Source organism: Dyadobacter sp. 3J3 (genome assembly GCF_009801115.1).
In the GTDB taxonomy this organism is placed as follows: Bacteria; Bacteroidota; Bacteroidia; order Cytophagales; family Spirosomataceae; genus Dyadobacter.
The window spans coordinates 537,891-553,647 of record NZ_VTOL01000003.1 but is presented as its reverse complement, the minus strand read 5'-3'; the positions used below and the strand labels follow the sequence as shown (position 1 = coordinate 553,647).

Annotated in this window: 16 protein-coding genes and 1 tRNA gene; 6 read left to right on the top strand and 11 right to left on the bottom strand. The window is 38.0% G+C overall.

Features of this window, described 5'->3' with window-relative positions:
* Window positions 1-204, top strand: coding sequence for a hypothetical protein (locus FZF08_RS09310; RefSeq protein ID WP_137340276.1), 204 nt, complete (start codon window positions 1-3; stop codon window positions 202-204).
* A 56-nt stretch (window positions 205-260) separates the two neighbouring features.
* Here FZF08_RS09310 and xerD read toward each other — a convergent pair whose 3' ends face one another.
* Window positions 261-1,157, bottom strand: a complete 897-nt coding sequence (gene xerD, locus FZF08_RS09305) for a site-specific tyrosine recombinase XerD (protein ID WP_159468350.1) — start codon at window positions 1,155-1,157, stop codon at window positions 261-263.
* A 50-nt stretch (window positions 1,158-1,207) separates the two neighbouring features.
* On the opposite strand from xerD, the gene aroQ reads away from it, so the two are divergent.
* Complete coding sequence (gene aroQ, locus FZF08_RS09300) at window positions 1,208-1,624, top strand: type II 3-dehydroquinate dehydratase (protein ID WP_159468349.1); 417 nt, start codon at window positions 1,208-1,210, stop codon at window positions 1,622-1,624.
* Window positions 1,625-1,631: 7 nt separating this feature from the next.
* On the opposite strand, the gene FZF08_RS09295 is transcribed toward aroQ, so the two are convergent.
* Entirely contained in the window at window positions 1,632-4,121 is a 2,490-nt protein-coding gene (locus FZF08_RS09295; RefSeq protein WP_159468348.1) for a M14 metallopeptidase family protein, read from the bottom strand.
* 255 nt (window positions 4,122-4,376) lie between these two features.
* On the opposite strand from FZF08_RS09295, the gene FZF08_RS09290 reads away from it, so the two are divergent.
* Window positions 4,377-4,448 (top strand) — tRNA-Glu (locus FZF08_RS09290).
* Between the two features lie 289 nt (window positions 4,449-4,737).
* On the opposite strand, the gene FZF08_RS09285 is transcribed toward FZF08_RS09290, so the two are convergent.
* Window positions 4,738-5,805: an IS4 family transposase gene (locus FZF08_RS09285; protein WP_200837056.1), complete on the bottom strand. Its 1,068-nt coding sequence runs from the start codon at window positions 5,803-5,805 to the stop codon at window positions 4,738-4,740.
* Between the two features lie 350 nt (window positions 5,806-6,155).
* Between FZF08_RS09285 and FZF08_RS09280 the strand changes: the two genes are divergently transcribed.
* Window positions 6,156-7,721, top strand: coding sequence for a tetratricopeptide repeat protein (locus FZF08_RS09280; RefSeq protein ID WP_159468347.1), 1,566 nt, complete (start codon window positions 6,156-6,158; stop codon window positions 7,719-7,721).
* A gap of 74 nt (window positions 7,722-7,795) precedes the next feature.
* On the opposite strand, the gene FZF08_RS09275 is transcribed toward FZF08_RS09280, so the two are convergent.
* The 3 genes from FZF08_RS09275 to FZF08_RS09265 all read right to left on the bottom strand — a co-directional run bounded on the left by FZF08_RS09275 (window position 7,796) and on the right by FZF08_RS09265 (window position 9,508).
* Entirely contained in the window at window positions 7,796-8,263 is a 468-nt protein-coding gene (locus FZF08_RS09275; RefSeq protein ID WP_159468346.1) for a RidA family protein, read from the bottom strand.
* A 175-nt stretch (window positions 8,264-8,438) separates the two neighbouring features.
* A complete protein-coding gene (locus tag FZF08_RS09270) occupies window positions 8,439-8,828 on the bottom strand; it encodes a RidA family protein (RefSeq protein ID WP_159468345.1) in 390 nt (129 codons plus the stop codon).
* Between the two features lie 116 nt (window positions 8,829-8,944).
* Window positions 8,945-9,508 carry a Crp/Fnr family transcriptional regulator gene (locus tag FZF08_RS09265; protein WP_159468344.1) on the bottom strand — a complete coding sequence of 188 codons (564 nt, stop codon included), beginning with the start codon at window positions 9,506-9,508 and terminating at the stop codon, window positions 8,945-8,947.
* Between the two features lie 171 nt (window positions 9,509-9,679).
* Between FZF08_RS09265 and FZF08_RS09260 the strand changes: the two genes are divergently transcribed.
* Window positions 9,680-9,904 carry a Fic family protein gene (locus FZF08_RS09260; protein WP_159468343.1) on the top strand — a complete coding sequence of 75 codons (225 nt, stop codon included), beginning with the start codon at window positions 9,680-9,682 and terminating at the stop codon, window positions 9,902-9,904.
* Window positions 9,905-10,267: 363 nt separating this feature from the next.
* On the opposite strand, the gene FZF08_RS09255 is transcribed toward FZF08_RS09260, so the two are convergent.
* From FZF08_RS09255 to FZF08_RS09240, 4 genes are all read right to left on the bottom strand, one after another.
* Window positions 10,268-11,482 carry an alpha/beta hydrolase-fold protein gene (locus tag FZF08_RS09255; protein WP_159468342.1) on the bottom strand — a complete coding sequence of 405 codons (1,215 nt, stop codon included), beginning with the start codon at window positions 11,480-11,482 and terminating at the stop codon, window positions 10,268-10,270.
* A gap of 279 nt (window positions 11,483-11,761) precedes the next feature.
* The gene (locus FZF08_RS09250) at window positions 11,762-12,358 is read right to left on the bottom strand and encodes a short chain dehydrogenase (RefSeq protein WP_159468341.1); all 597 of its coding nucleotides are present in this window, start codon (window positions 12,356-12,358) and stop codon (window positions 11,762-11,764) included.
* Window positions 12,359-12,566: 208 nt separating this feature from the next.
* Entirely contained in the window at window positions 12,567-13,478 is a 912-nt protein-coding gene (locus FZF08_RS09245) for an NAD(P)/FAD-dependent oxidoreductase (protein ID WP_159468340.1), read from the bottom strand.
* 11 nt (window positions 13,479-13,489) lie between these two features.
* Window positions 13,490-13,720 carry a hypothetical protein gene (locus FZF08_RS09240; RefSeq protein ID WP_159468339.1) on the bottom strand — a complete coding sequence of 77 codons (231 nt, stop codon included), beginning with the start codon at window positions 13,718-13,720 and terminating at the stop codon, window positions 13,490-13,492.
* A 177-nt stretch (window positions 13,721-13,897) separates the two neighbouring features.
* On the opposite strand from FZF08_RS09240, the gene FZF08_RS09235 reads away from it, so the two are divergent.
* Window positions 13,898-14,776, top strand: a complete 879-nt coding sequence (locus tag FZF08_RS09235; RefSeq protein ID WP_200837055.1) for a helix-turn-helix transcriptional regulator — start codon at window positions 13,898-13,900, stop codon at window positions 14,774-14,776.
* 289 nt (window positions 14,777-15,065) lie between these two features.
* On the opposite strand, the gene FZF08_RS09230 is transcribed toward FZF08_RS09235, so the two are convergent.
* On the bottom strand, window positions 15,066-15,749 hold the full coding sequence (locus tag FZF08_RS09230; protein ID WP_229216471.1) for a porin family protein: 684 nt from the start codon (window positions 15,747-15,749) through the stop codon (window positions 15,066-15,068).
* Between the last annotated feature and the right edge of the window lie 8 nt (window positions 15,750-15,757).

The following is a 15,757-nucleotide window of genomic DNA, read 5'->3' as shown; positions in this document are numbered from 1 at the left end:
ATGGAAACTCCAAATCGTAACAGACGGATATTTATCACCGTATTTATACTTTTCGTGGCACTTTTTATCTACATTTCTTACGATATGTCTAGCCGTACAACGGCTCCATGGAACAAACCAAAGCAATTGCAACGTGCTTTGCCTGGGGAACTTCCGGAAAAGGATACGCTTGGGATTGACTCGTTATTAAAAGAGGTCAAGTAAAAAAAGTCATTTTTGGTCAGGGGTTGTCAGGAAATCGTCAGGTTTTGTTCTGGCAATCAGGAACGTGGGTGGAATTCGGTGATGATTTGTCTTAGATAATCTCTGTCCAGGTGGGTGTAGATTTCTGTTGTTGTGATGGATTCGTGCCCAAGCATTTCCTGGACGGCCCTTAAACTGGCTCCGCCTTCGATCAGATGTGTGGCAAAGGAATGGCGGAAAGTATGTGGACTTACGTTTTTTGCAATTCCTGCTTTTTCTGCGACATCTTTTATGATCAGAAAAACCATCACACGGGAAAGTTGTCCGCCGCGACGGTTCAGGAAAACGATATCTTCACTGTCTTTTTTAACTTCAATTTCTTTTCTGACATGTTCAAGATAGAGTTCAACATACTTTATTGCTTCTTTTCCAATCGGTACTAGTCTTACTTTGTCTCCTTTTCCTAAAATCCGGATGAAGCCGATATCAAAATAACAGAACGTTAACTGCAATCCGATGAGCTCGGAAACGCGTAGACCTGAACTGTACAAAACTTCAATAATTGCGCGATTTCTGGTTCCTTCCGGCGTTGAATGATCAATCGCGTTGAGCATTTGTTCAATTTCATCATAGGACAAAACATCCGGAAGTTTTCTTGGCAAACGCGGTGCTTCTATTAACTCAGTCGGATCTTCTGTGATTTCATTTTCCAGTAAAAGATACTTATAAAACGCCTTGATCCCGGAAAGTATCCGGGCCTGTGAATGCGCCGTCAATCCTAATTCTGACAAATATTTTAGAAATGCTAAAAGATGTTCTTCTTTTGTCTCCGCCGGAGAGACGTTTATTGCCGCGAGTTCGATATATTCAGCAAGTTTTTCAACATCACGAACATAGGCCTGAACCGAATTGTCGGAAAACGACCTTTCCAGGCGCAGGTAGTTTTTAAAATGTTTGATGTAGCTTTGCCACATAATTTCACCGGTTGTTTAATCTTATAAATGTAAGGCCCGAATCTTTTTTTATGAAAAAAATCTTAATTCTCAACGGTCCGAATCTTAATCTTTTAGGAACCCGTGAGCCTACGGTATATGGAAACCAGTCGTTCGAAGATTATTTTAAAGGTTTAAAAAACGAGTTTCCCAAAATCCAGCTTCATTATTATCAGTCCAATCATGAAGGCGATTTAATTGATAAAATCCATGAAGTAGGATTTACTTTTGATGGAATTATTGTGAATGCCGGTGGTTATTCCCATACTTCAATAGCGTTGGCCGACGCACTTTCTGCTGTTATTACGCCGGCCGTTGAAGTTCATATTTCCAATATTTATACCCGTGAACCGTATCGTCACCACAGCTATCTTACCGATCGCTGCAAAGGAATGATAAGTGGTTTAGGTTTAAAGGGTTATGAGCTTGCACTAAGATATTTTTTGTAACATCTGATTATCTGAAAACTGCATTGCTAAAAAGTATTTTGCCATTATAAAGCATTCCGCGAAACAGAGGATCATCCATCAAATACGTGATTTTTCCCTGTCCCATTTCCTGAACGCCCATGAGCAAAGTATTTTTTAGCTTTTCAGTCGCCTTGTTTCCAACGAAACCAGCTTTGTAAGCCGTGTCCGTCAGGTAACCAACATTCCAGCCCTCTGTCAGGTAATCCATATTGTAAGCATTGCGCACAATGGTGAAATAATCCTTGCTGCAACCAAACGAAAGCGGATGTGTAGCGTCAAGCGTTACCTGAAACATACTTCCCGGCGAGGTCGTGCTGGCTTCCTCTCTTTCCTGCTCGCCAAACTTTTTGAACGTGTCCTGATCTTTTTTATGGGTCGTTACTTTTTTGGTAAGATCAAATCCGGGTTTGTTCAAAAACGCATCATTTGCATTTTCCATGACAATAAGTCTTCCGCCTTTTTTGACCCAGTCCTGCAAAGTTGCCAGTAGTTTTTCATTTAAGATATTGGAATAATTTCCACTTGGTAAAATCAAAACATCAACCTGATCAAAAGGAAGTTGTGCAAGTTTGTCCTGAGAAATTAGCGTCAGCGGATATTTTATTTGCTGTTCAAAATAATGCCAGACGGCACCAACAGCCGTAGGAGAAATCCCGTCACCAACAAGGGTTACAATCTTTGGTGGCCTGATCGTTACAACTTCATCTGAGCCAAAATTTGCTCCGGCTGTTACGCCGCCGGAAGTTACCGGAACAAGTTTTACAAAATGTTTTGTGGCAAGCGAGGTAACCAGACTATCAAAATTACTTACATAATTTCCCTTTTTGGTAATAATCAAAGTCCCGGCTTCGAAGGTCATTTTATTCGTTTCAAAAGGAATATTGGAACTCCGGACCAGGATTTTTCTTTTCAATAATTCAGAAAGAAAAACAGCATCATTTACACTGTTCCATTTTGCTATATATGCATAAGGTGTCGCGGCTGGTATTTTGTTTTCAATTTTTTCAGGCTGATAGGCGGCCGGTACATATTTTTCCTTCAAACCGAAAGTTTTAATTCCATACAAATAGGAAATTCCCCAGCTGGTGATATCATACGTGATGGAATCTTCCAAAACCGGTTTTGTTTCAAAAAGGATTTTAAGAAGATTGGATTTCGGCTGGTATGCGGTTATCAAAAGATCGTTGCTTTCCATTTTAACATTCTGGTCCGTCAGCGTTGTCAGTTCGGTTCCTTTTACGGCCAGATTTTTACCGGCAATCCCGTATTCAAAACCTTGTTTGGAAAGCCATTCTGTAAAAGATCTGACGCGCTCCTCATTTCCCTGAGCTTTGATCAGATACGTTTTAAATGTGCCAATCGGCTTTTGAACGGCGTTTCCATAAAAGCTGTTAAATTCGGAAACCATTTTGTCCTTATTGGTAGAAACGGTTTCAAGCGTAGCAACGCTCGTTACATAATGATGTTCGATCCGGCTTTTTAAAGTAAGCGTATCATTTTCATCCGGGCGCTCAATAGCCAAACCAGCACGACCGCCGCCGCCTTGCTCATAAGTCATTCCAATAGCTCCGTTGTAGGTTGGCCATGTATCACCATAACTTGGATAGAACAAATCATATTCTTTTTTAGAAAAATAAGTCCAGTTATTCTGATCGAAATATTTCCGGCAGTTAGCTCCCAGAATCTCGTTGAACTCGCGCTGCCATTTCGTGATATCCTGGTGAAAAGGTTTTGCGGCAGGGGGGAAGTAATAACTTCGGTTTGGACCCATTTCATGGAAATCGGCGTGCAAATGCGGCATCCACTGGTTATAAAAAACGATACGTTCCTGTGTTTCTTTTTGTGTTTGCCATGCCCAGTCACGGTTCAGGTCAAAAAGATAATGATTAAATCGTCCGCCCGGCCATGGTTCGTTGTGTTCCAAAGCAAAAGGCGTCACGTCCGAAACCTCATTTTGAATACGGTTATACCATTGTACGTACCGGTCGCGGCCATCGGGATTGATGCATGGATCAATAATGATAATCGTATTTTTCAAAACTTCCTGCATCGAACGGTTGTTCTTGTTCAGTAATTCGTAAATCACCTTCATGGAAGTTTCGGAAGATACCGCTTCGTTTCCGTGCACATTATAACTTAGCCAGGCAATCGCTGGCGTTTTGTCGTCTGTTTTTACAGATTGATTTTTTGTGCTTTTGATATGATCCAGACGAATTTCTTCCAGTCGCGCAAAGTTTTCAGGCGAGGCGACGATGAATACCATCAGCGGCCTGCCTTCATTGGTGCTGCCATATTGTACGGCCTTAACCTGATTAGGATTTTGCGCGGCAATGATCTTGAAATAATCGACAACCTGGTAATGAAATGAGAATTTACTGCCCAAAGGGTGTCCCAGAAATTGTTCCGGCGTTTTGTTTTGGGCACTTGCATTTAGTAATACAAAAGATAATATAAGACCGTAGATGTATCTTATCATGATGGAGTGAAGATTTTTAAAGTAAGCCTTCCCAAATTTAACAAGTAATGGGAATTTACTGCTACGGTGAAATGATTAAAAAAAATTTTTCATTTTAAGTATCTGTAAATCAAATCGGTAAAAAATATCTTTCATTTATTTTTCTAAACGGTTTGGATATTAAAAATCAACCGTGCATATTTGCACCACGATAACGGAAACGGAGTTGTAAAACGAAAGAAAAGTGCGATTCGCATACGAAGTAGGAGACCAGTCGGCCCATTCGTCTAGCGGTTAGGACACGACCCTTTCACGGTTGAAACAGGGGTTCGATTCCCCTATGGGTCACAAAACCGTGTGAGAGTAATAGTTTTCAATCACAATACAAACGAGTCAAGTTATTTGAGAAGCCCACTGAAAAGTGGGCTTCTTTTTTTGTGGTTAATAGTTTATTTTTTGTGGGGGACTTTGAAATGTTGATATATGTTTTATTGATTTATATTAGTACTGATGCGTTAAGTTTTGCTAATTAAATAAGTCCCATTGTTCATTGACATTTTGATTGATTTGACATTCAGTAAGGAGCTCTTTTAAAGGAGTTTTGTCGAAAGCAGATATGCTTAGAATTTGCATGATCTCATATATGGAGAGATTGCTTTTTAAAGTGTGTTTGAGATAGGCTACTATTAAATAAGTGCTTATGGCAACCCATACATGAATATTGACTGCATTTTCCGAATGCCCCCAAAGCGTTTTGATGGTCAGGTTCTGCCGCGTCGGCGGTCCGATTTACCCATTTGAAAAAAATCTCTATTTGCCACCTTTTTTGGTACAGTTTTGCTATTTCAAGCGCAGAAAGCATATCATTGTTTGACAAGAAAGAAAGAAGAATATCTTTTTCTTCATCATAGTATTCCACAAGCCTTAACGGTTCGGGATAAAGCTTGCTAGACTTATATCCGTTGAGTATGATGATTTTGTCACTTCTGAGCCCTGATGCGGGATCAATGTTAAAATTGCTTTCGATGACTTTATAATTCATTGTGGTTTTTGCTCTTGAGATAAAAAAGGCTCCAGACTCATTCATGTTGTATAATGCGGCGAAATCGATGTATGCTTTATCCATGATATAGATCGCTCCTGGTGATACTAACAGCTCGTCAAGTATATTGCTATCATGGTATTTGCCATCGGTAACATGGATAAAGGATGGGATATTCCCTCTCAGATCCAAAAGGGTATGTATTTTTATTGCTCCACGTGAATACTTTCCTGGCGCCCAGCTGAATAGCTTCAGGCTTAGGGAAATAGTTGTTGAATCCAGTGCAAACACCTCATTGCGAACATTGACATTAGGAACTGGATTTGTTGCATACAAGGGTCTGACCAAGTCTATAAGGTACTGTCCAAAGTCGGCATAAATTTTCCAGTCTCTGCTCTCATTCGCACGTGAAAGCGTGGACTGGTTAACATGTCCTCTGATTCCAAGGTGATAAAGTTTGTTTTTATGCGCTTTCAGGCACACGCAAATATCACGCAAGGAATTACGAGAGATTAGTTGACCGAAGAGTAGTTGAATAAACTGGTTCCAACAATTGAATTCTCGTGTCCGAAAATCGCCATTGTATTTTACTACGCATTTTTGAAACTCATAACGGTCAATAAAATGCAAAAGCTGAGAAAAAACATACTTCCCTGAATTCATAGCCTCGTGTAAAGCCACAAAGCTACAGGTCAAATCAAATCAAAAAATCAAAAAACGTTCTTAATTAATTTATTTACAACGTGTTATAAGTGTTTTTAAAAAGTTAACGCATCACTAGTAGATTTATATAATTAATTATATGCCATATGTAACTGTTTTATCTTCGAATTTTATCTAAGCGAGATCTGCTTCTCAGTGGGTTTTTTAATAAGGCTTAATAGACTTATATTTCTTGACGAAATCTCTTCAATTCTAGACATAAAACTAGATTATTCTAGTCAAAATTTTTGGTAGAAGTAAATAAGTAAAGTATTTTACATTCAACACATATTTAAAATTACTAATACGCAATGAAGTCCGAAGAAGATCTGATAATTGAATTTGGTGAATTAGAGAGTGAAAACAAGTTTAAGGAAAGTTTAGAATTACTTCCCGATGAATTGTTAATGCAACTCGATAGTGCGGTATTATGGAATTGTAAAGGGCGAGCCTTTTATGAACTAAATTTACTCGAAAAGGCTATTCAATGTGGTGAAAATGGATTAAGAATAGACAATAATTTAGCAGCACTTCATGAAGGTCTAGGCGACGCCTACAAACGCTTAGATGATTTTATAAATGCTGAAAAATGTTATCATACGGCATTAAGTCTTAATAATTTTTCATTTATTACATTTGCACATTTGGGAGATTTATACTACGAACAAGATCGATTTATGCAGGCGTTAGAATTCTATTTTAAATATTTAGAAGATTATCCACCAAGCATTTACATTCACACAAGTATTGGAGAAGCCTATTTTGAACTCGGAGAATATTCAAAAGCAAGAGATTATTTTGCAGAATATCTAAGTCGTAATCAAGATGATGAGCAAAATTACCTTACCATTCGCACCAAAGCAAGACTTGAAGAAGCGATTAAACGCTTAAAAGATAATGGTTACAATGAAGTTAGTAACTTGCTAACGGATATAAGGCATATATTATTGTTCGAGGATGAATGTCTTACTCATTACACAAGTCTTGAAGTTACCCAAAAACTAATTTTAGAAGCTAATAATCCAATTCGATTATCCGAAGGTGCTTTTTTAAACGATCCTTCAGAAGGAACAGAACTGTTTAAACTTTTTCCTTCTTTTTTATATGCAAATCATGAGTTGACTGCTGTTGAACGTTCAGAGATGGATACAATATCAAAACCATTTGTTCAAAAACCGTTCATAGGAAGTTACGTTGCAAAGATTAAAGAAAATGATCTTACACTTTGGCGTATGTATGGAAAAGACAACAAGGAAGAAGCAAGAGGTTGTGCCATAACTATGAATCGAAAAGAAATGCTATTAGCTATAACTGAAAATTTATTAAGGCCCAAAGCTTCGACCATACACACAGAAAACAATTTACCGAAAAACTCTAAATCTGAAATATCCATGGTTTCAGAAAATTTAAGTGAGGATTTTAATTTTTATAGAGTTGCATATAAAATTCATAATAAAGTTGAATTTTTGGTTCCTGGCTTAGATTTGGAACGTGTTAGAAATTTGAATAGTCTTATTGGTATGTTAGTAGAAGTTGTGAAAGGATTTTTAGAGAGAGATGGGAATAGTGAGAAGGATGTTTTGGAAATGAAGGAGTTATTAAACGATGTCGCTTATCTTTTCAAAACTGAGGAATATATTTTTGAAAATGAAGTGAGACTTGTTGTTAAAGGTATTGGTTTTGAAAAAAAAGTTGACTTGAAATTCACACCACCTCGGGTTTATGTTGAGCTTGCACCAATCAATCCACTTATAACGCAACTTACTTTAGGCCCGAAAGTAGAAAGAGTTGAGGAATGGTCAGCAGCTTTTCACTATCATTTGGAAAATGAAGGTTACAACCCCAATATCCACATTTCGCGTCTACCATTTAAGTAGCTTGAATAATTTTAAAATGGTTTTATCACGGGTTTTTTAAAAAAAACTAATTTGAAAGGTTGCAATAATTCAAATTATCTAAAAACCGTAAACGCCCCCGTCACCCCAACACAAGCAAACCCCGGCAGCCTCTCAATCCCAAACAATGCTCTCGTATGCTTCCCTTTATCACCCAAAACTTCCAGAAATAGATCCGAAGCGCCATCTGCTATGGTAGGAGAATCATTCCATTCGCCATCGGCGGCGTAATAAATATCCAGATGGTTTAATCCTTCAATTTTTTCAAAACCCAGGTGTTTTTCGATTTGTCCCAGAATATTCATTGCTGCGATTCTTGCTGCCTGGTAACCTTCAATTGTCGTAACTTCTTTTCCCAGTTTCCCGGCGTAATGTAATATTCCTTGATCGATCGGAAATTGAATGGCTACATAGGCAATATTCCCTCTCACATTCACCGCGATGTAGGACCCGCCCGGATTTGGAACACTGCGGTCCGTAATTCCTTTTAAAAGCAGATTGTTTTTAATTTCTTCTAAATTCATTTTTTCAGTTGTTGCAGACCTATTCATTTATCAAAATGATGCCACAACATTAGTGTCTGTCATTACAATAGTATGGTGGATTGAAAAAATGAAAAATTGTCAAAAATAAATTAATGAGTTTGTGTCCCCCAAATAGTAGATGACACAAACTCATTATCAACAATTTGTGATTGAATTATTTCACAACAGTAGCCTCCAACTCAACTTTTAATGTTTCAAAAAGGCTGGTTACTTCCAATAAAGTAGTCGCCTGCTGGATATCATGCTTCGCGATCCAATCCTGAAAAACTGAAAAGTGAGGCCAGAGTTCTGCGGTTGACGTAGTGTAGATATTAAGCCGGACGATGCCTTTGCATTCAAATCCGGCTTCACTGATAACTTTTTCAAGATTTTGCAGAGCCAGAATTAGTTGAGATTTCATATCTTCATTACTGGATATTCCATCCGCATTGATGGCGGTCTGTCCGGAAACATAGAGCGTACTTTCGACATTTTTCACTTCTACGGCCTGCACATAACTGCGTGCATCCTGCCACTTCCAGGGATTTGTGATTCTTTTTTCCATGTTATTGAGGTTTTGCCAATGCTGGCAGCGTTTTAAAATTTGCACTGCAAAGGTCTCAATAAGGCTTGGGGTCAGGCGTTGACAAATCTCACAAGTATGAAGTGAGGTATGTCACATTATGAAGATAACCGGCTTAATGTTTCTCGCGAAACACCCAGATAGGCAGCCAGGAGGCTTTTGGGGACGCGCTGAATAAGTGCAGGATATTGTTTAAGAAGCTGTTCATAACGCTCCTTTGAATTCGAAGTCAGCGAAGATATGATTCGTTTCTGTGCTGCCAGAAAGCCAAAATTTGCTTTTTGGAGGAAAAAACGCTCCATTTTTTGGACGCTGTTACATAAATTTTGATAATCGTCGAGCGAGAGGCATAGTACTTCTGTGTCTTCAATACATTCCAAAGACATCGTTGCTTTGGTCTGTGTGTAATAAGCATAAAAATCACTTTCCCACCAGTCTTCCATAGCAAAAGAAACAATGTGCTGCTTTCCGGTGTCATCAGTATATACAAGCTTTAATAGTCCGGAAACTATGAAGTAATGATACTTTACCGCATCACCCTCCTGAATAAGGAATTGGTGTTTCTTGAATTTTTTGGTTGTAAAATGGCTAAACACAAATACAAACTCATCTTCGGTGAGGGGTACTACCTTTTCGATATGTTGTCTGAGTTTTTCTTGCATGGGTATTGGTATGGACACGCCGATAAATGGGTTACTATTCCAAAAACAACTTGCTCACTTTCGCGGAATTTTGGCCAGGTGCTTCCCTGACTTTTAACATCTGTGAAGGTACTGCAAAGTGATAGTACTGAAAGGTTAATGCCTTATAATTTATTTTCCGAAAAGTTTTCAATGAACGAAATCCTAACAATTACATTACTCTATCTGATTATTAAGAACCATTCATTTGTTGACGGGGATAAGCGAATAGCTGTGGCGTGTTTCCTAATATTCTTAGAAAATAACGATCTTATAAAATCGGGCGGCGTGGTATCACTTATGAGTAATGAAGCACTTGCAAGTTTAACGCTTTTCGCTGCTGCCAGTAAACCGGAAGAGATGGGTACGGTTAAGTAGTTGATTATTAGTTTACTTAATAGGAATCAGTGAAGTTTTAGTTTATTTAAAAGATCCAGGCTAACAGATCTCTAAATCCTCTGAACTTTTTAGGCAAGATACATATAGATACGATCCGTTTTCTAAATTATTTTGTTACAATGGGCACATAAATACAGGATTAAAACATAATACCTGAGATTATCCAAAATGTGCCTTTCTGTGAGCACAATACATGATACAGTACAATAAATCTGGGAATAATCAGGTTTAAATGTAATTTGAAACATCCGGGATCTGATTTTACTAACTCATTTGAGACAGGAATGGGATGGTCAAAAAGTGAAATCTTTTTTTAATTGCAAGGAGTGTTTTGATCAGTCGTCATTTTTTCTTTTCGTTTAACAAATTCGCCAGTTTCTCTTTGGTTTCCGGAATTTCTTTCAGCGTTAGAGCTTTTTTGAAGCTCGCTATCGCTTTGATTTTATCGCCGGTTTTAAGGTACAAATCTCCAAGTGAATCATAACAATTACCGCTGCCAGGATTGTTGACAATATTGAGTTTGAACATATTTTCAGCCTTTTTAAATTGACTGTTACCCATCATCTGGTATCCAAGATTATTTACCAGGCTTTCATCAGGCATATTAACATACCCCATCTTTTCAGAAACATTCTTGTAATGTGTGACCAATAATGAATCTAGCTTAAAATCAGGGTTTTGTAATTCGCTATCATAAATTTTAAGCTTGTAGAAATCAAAAATAAACCGAAGCGCATCGTATTCTCCTGCCAATCTTACGGAAGGATGATTGTCATTTTCATAAAATTTGGATTTGAAATGTATCTGGCTCTTTTTATTTTTAGAAAGTTCTGAAATGAACGCTAAATTACTGCGAATCAGTTCAGTAGATCCAGTGGTGTCTTTTAGGACACTCGATGTATCAACCCCTCTTTCCAACCGATTGGCCATGGCCATAAATAATGCTTTTCCTTTATAATTTTGAGTGGGTAAAATAGCCTTTGCCTCTTTTACAATTTTTTGATTATCCCACCATAGTGACCCGTCAAGCGAAACATAAGAATTGAATAACTTCGGATTATGCAGAAAAGTATTCATAACCGTCAGGCCTCCGATGGAATGACCGATGAATGTCTTATAAGTCGTTGTAGGATAAGTCTTATCGATATAGGGAATAAGTTCTTTCTCAACAAAGGACATGAATTTCTCACCATTGCCAACTACGCCGGGCAATTCTTTATCCGTACCAATGGTTAATTCACTCAGTCTGTTGGCGTGCAGAATTCCAACTACAATCATTGGGGGACAAAGACTTGATTCACTCATGTGCTCTGTAATACTTACAACGGTGTTGAAATTACTATTCCCATCCAGCACATAAATCACGGGATAATGTCCCCGGTCTTTAATTTTATTTCCTCCATTGCTGTTAGGAATATGTATCCAGATTTTACGGTTTTGCCCTAGGATCCCCGAAGAAATAGTCTCCTCGAATCCAGTGGTAAAAGGGCTGTTTTCCTGCGCATGAACACAAAAAGAAATGAAGAAGAAGGCAGTCAAAAAGAAAAAATATTTCACAGAATTGTTTTGATAAATAAAGAAGTTATAAACTTATTGGTTGTACATAAATATTCCTAGATAAATATCGAATCACGCACTGAAAATTTCCTCGGAACCTTGATTGAAATTACAATAGAGTTATGATATTGGTTCTTTGCAATTTGGAAGTAGATTTCATATATACAATTTTTCTGCCAGCTGTTGTCTAAAATGGTAAAGCGTGTATTGACTTCATTGCCAATAAGTTAACTATTGTTATGTGATAATGATTAACTTATTTATTTGATAGAAAAGTATCTAATAAGGCCTAATTACCTGCCCTGTGTTGGCACCAAATATGCTTTTTCGAAAAGCATATTCCAGCTGTTTCATAGTTACAGGGACTTCTCCAGGGAAATACGGAAAATATTGTGGAGAATCTTCTATAACACTAGGACTGACTGCATTTATGCGGATCCCATTTTCCAGCTCAATAGCTGCAGCCCTTACAAATGCTTCAATTGCACCGTTGGCAGCAGAGGCATTTGCGAAATTTAATTGCGGATCATTTGTTAGCGCTCCGGCAATTAGGGTAAATGAGCCTTTTGGTTTAATATAGTGCTGTCCAACAAGTACCAGGTTGACCTGACCCATCAGTTTTCCTTCAATACCTTTTCTAAATTCCCTATCCGCCATTTTTTTCCACGGACCAACGTATGACGGTCCTGCGGTCGATATAAGCGCATCAAAAAATCCAGTTTGTTCAAACAGGTTTTCAATTGATTCTAACGAGGTGATGTCGGTCCGGATATCTCCTCCGCTTGCTGCAACTCTGACTATTTCGTGTTCTTTTTCAAATGCGGTTACTAAGTGCCTTCCCATAGTACCTGTGGCACCAACGATAATAATTTTCATAAATTTGATTTGATAAGTTTAACTTTTATTGCTTTCGTAGTCCAGCGTTTATGTCTTCTGTTTTGAGCATTTACATTACCTTGATTGACAATCAGTCGATATTCAAACATTAGTTTGTTCACAGTCTGCAATAGACGCCGAATCAAGGATACGGTTATTCCAATGATTTCGATGGTCATTGCAGTGATAGAGTTTATCGGGTGTGATGTTAAAGATTGAATTCGTCCAGGATCATTTTCTTACTAACTATAATGCCGGTTGCTGTTCCCATTGCCACTGCGTTTGAGACGGTCCGGGTACGCATTGAATTATCGCCGCAAGCAAAGACTCCTTCAATTGTTGTATGCTGAAAAGAATCGATCTCGAGGTATCCTTCGTCAGTTAATTTACATCCCAAAGATTCAGGAATCTGGCAATGTTGTGTAAAGGGGGCCGGCGAGTAAATGGCTTTTAAGGAATACTTTGTGCCGTCTTTGAAAATGATATGTTGAAGATTCCCATCTATATGAACCAAATTTTGAATCTGCTTTTCGACTATATTTATTTGCCTTTTGTCAAGCTGCTGAAGCTGTCCGACGGTTAACATCGCAGGCCCGTTTGTAAACAAAGTCAAATTATTAGTCCAATTTGATATGAGTCCTGATAAATCAAAAGCCGCTTGTCCGTTACTTAGAATTCCAGTCTTTTCGTTTCTCACCTCGTATCCATGACAATAAGGACAATGAAGGACAGATATTCCCCAACAGGCAGAAAATCCGTCTATATCAGCCATCGTATCTTTAATACCCGTGGCAAAAATTAACTTCTTAGCATTAAAGGTTTCGCCCGATTCCAGGCAGATTTCAAAACCATATTCAGTTTTTATTCCTTTGGTAGCCAGTCCGTTCAGAAGTGTTACGGTATTATACATTTGTAATTCCCGTTTTCCAATAATTATAATTTCTGTTGGCTTCTTCCCATCGTTTGTAAGAAAGTTATGCGAATAGGGTGTTTGTTTATTACAGGGATCTCCGCTGTCAATAATTAAAACATGTTTAAGTGCTCTACCCAATGCTAAGCCCGCTGCAAGCCCTGAGTAACTTCCGCCAATAATTATTACATCAAAACTTTTGATTTTCATATTCTAGAAGGTTATACTTTTTTGTTTTCATCTCTATACGTAGTCAAATCGACTAGACGATTCACCAAAGGCAATCCAACAAATGTGATCCAGGGTACCAATGAAATCGTTAATATTAAGGTTCTTTGATATAGTGGCAAAACGGATAGCGGCTCACCCAGAAAATAGAGAAAAAGGGTGATTGATGGATAGATCACCACCCAGATTTTTAACGACGCGATTAGTTTTATTTTCGTTGTCATGCTTTACTTTGTGATTGATTTGTATGTTACAAAAGTAGTTTCTGAAAGAGATTGAAGGATAGGACAAAAATTGAGTTGTGTAGGATTATCTTAAAATATATTTGAAACACATGTTGCTGTAATTTTCTTAGCTTTAATCCTAAATTGCAAGCTTTGTAGGGATAGAAAGGAGTAGCTATGTCAAAGAAAACAATGAAGGTCATTCCGATCAGGCATATTACCGGCACCCACGGACAGGAAAGCAATGCAGGTTTGTTTAGCATCAGAAAAATAAGTGAAGTCCTAATGGGAAATGATTTGGTGCACGATCTTCACAAACATAACTTTTACTTTATTCTGGCAATTGAAAAGGGTCAGGGTGTTCATGAAATTGATTTTGTGCATTACGAAATTCACGATAATGCAATGTTTATTCTTCGACCCGGTCAAGTTCATCAACTCAAATTGACAGCAGATTCTACGGGTTATCTTATTGAATTTGATATTTCCTTTTACCAGCCAAAAAACACAATAGGAGAACAGCGGTGGAAGAAAGCAATCGCCAATAACTATTGCGAAGTGGAAGAAAACCGTTTTAAAAAACTGCTTATTTATATTTCAAACAGTTTCACCGAATACAATTTAATGCAGGAAGGGTATTCCCAGGCGATAAAAGCAAATATGGATCTTTTCTTTATTGAGTTTGTAAGGCAGAGCCAAAACGCCTTGCAAGTCTCATCGGTGGTATCGACGTACACACAGGAATGTTATGAGGAACTACTGGTTTTATTGGAAGCAAATATTACTGAGACCAAAAAAGTTTCGCAATATGCTAAATTGTTAAACCTGTCCATCTATCAACTGAATGCAATCACCAAGGCGTCGGTTGGCAAGACGACAGGGGATTTAATTAATGAGCAAATTATTTTAGAAGCGAAAAGATATTTGCTGGCCACACCCAACCAAATCAAGGATATTGCCTGGCATTTAGGTTACGATGATATTTCCTATTTCATCCGGTTCTTTAAAAAGCATACAGGGCATTCTCCTGATTTGTTTAGAAAAAATTTCAAATAAATCCTATTGAGCCATTTTTTTGATTGTGGTGAAATATTTGCTTTTGGGTCTGGTCTTGTTTTCCCGCAGGCAACTATTTTTTCCTGTAAGGCATGATTAACTTATCATGCTTAAAGCGAGTAATTTTCCAGCGGTTTCCTGTCCGATTATAACGCCCCCCCCAAGCATTCAGTAACCCCTAAAATTATTTTTGCAAATGAGTTGCTGAATAGTTTCAGTTATATATTTTTCTTTTCCATTTTACTTTTAAAATCTGTTTGTATGGTTATAATAATTGGCCTCACCAAAATTAACCTTGCTTACTAAACGGATTTTTTTTCCATGGTTTGGAGACAAGAACACTGATATTCAAAACCCGGTTATAGCGTTCAATGCCGCGTGATATATTGGTTAGTCCATGACCATACCGTACATCCAGAACGATACTCGCTTTTTTGAAAGGGAAAATATAGCCTGCTCCCGCCTGCACACCGAAGTCCCAACGCCTAAACCCATCAGGAGTGTTTTGGAATGAAATTGACTTTGCCTTTTCCGATGAGTTTGGGGAGCCATCGATTTTTAAACGACCGGATAAATTGTATGCAACATAAGGTCCGGAATTGATGTATATCCTTCCGAAATGAACTCGGGCAAGTGTTGGCAATTCCAGCGTGTTCAATCGAAGTTTGGTTTTATCGAAGGTGACCGGATTGTTTTCTTTTAGCGAGCCGCCTTTTGTTACAAAATAAAGCTCTGTTAAAACGGAGAAATGTGGTGTGATGCCCGCCTGAAAGGACGCTCCTAGCTGCAATCCTTTAAAATTCTTTTTGTACGGGTGCAGCGTACTGTTTGACTTTCCATAATTAAAATTTGCATTTACATTGTTTATCAACAGGGTAAAACGTGTGGTTTGTGAAAAGGTTCTGCCAGATATAGACAACGAGATCAATGTGCTTAAAATCAGATTTTTGACTGTATTTGTTAGAGGTTTCATAAGTTTTG

Coding starts and splice junctions, on each gene's coding strand:
- xerD (WP_159468350.1), bottom strand. CDS start 1,157: ATGTGGCAAAGCTACATCAAACATTTTAAAAACTACCTGCGCCTGGAA.
- FZF08_RS09310 (WP_137340276.1), top strand. CDS start 1: ATGGAAACTCCAAATCGTAACAGACGGATATTTATCACCGTATTTATA.
- FZF08_RS09270 (WP_159468345.1), bottom strand. CDS start 8,828: ATGGAAAAAAGAATCACAAATCCCTGGAAGTGGCAGGATGCACGCAGT.
- FZF08_RS09260 (WP_159468343.1), top strand. CDS start 9,680: ATGAACGAAATCCTAACAATTACATTACTCTATCTGATTATTAAGAAC.
- aroQ (WP_159468349.1), top strand. CDS start 1,208: ATGAAAAAAATCTTAATTCTCAACGGTCCGAATCTTAATCTTTTAGGA.
- FZF08_RS09230 (WP_229216471.1), bottom strand. CDS start 15,749: ATGAAACCTCTAACAAATACAGTCAAAAATCTGATTTTAAGCACATTG.
- FZF08_RS09275 (WP_159468346.1), bottom strand. CDS start 8,263: ATGAATTTAGAAGAAATTAAAAACAATCTGCTTTTAAAAGGAATTACG.
- FZF08_RS09285 (WP_200837056.1), bottom strand. CDS start 5,805: ATGAATTCAGGGAAGTATGTTTTTTCTCAGCTTTTGCATTTTATTGAC.
- FZF08_RS09235 (WP_200837055.1), top strand. CDS start 13,898: ATGTCAAAGAAAACAATGAAGGTCATTCCGATCAGGCATATTACCGGC.
- FZF08_RS09245 (WP_159468340.1), bottom strand. CDS start 13,478: ATGAAAATCAAAAGTTTTGATGTAATAATTATTGGCGGAAGTTACTCA.
- FZF08_RS09250 (WP_159468341.1), bottom strand. CDS start 12,358: ATGAAAATTATTATCGTTGGTGCCACAGGTACTATGGGAAGGCACTTA.
- FZF08_RS09240 (WP_159468339.1), bottom strand. CDS start 13,720: ATGACAACGAAAATAAAACTAATCGCGTCGTTAAAAATCTGGGTGGTG.
- FZF08_RS09265 (WP_159468344.1), bottom strand. CDS start 9,508: ATGCAAGAAAAACTCAGACAACATATCGAAAAGGTAGTACCCCTCACC.
- FZF08_RS09280 (WP_159468347.1), top strand. CDS start 6,156: ATGAAGTCCGAAGAAGATCTGATAATTGAATTTGGTGAATTAGAGAGT.
- FZF08_RS09295 (WP_159468348.1), bottom strand. CDS start 4,121: ATGATAAGATACATCTACGGTCTTATATTATCTTTTGTATTACTAAAT.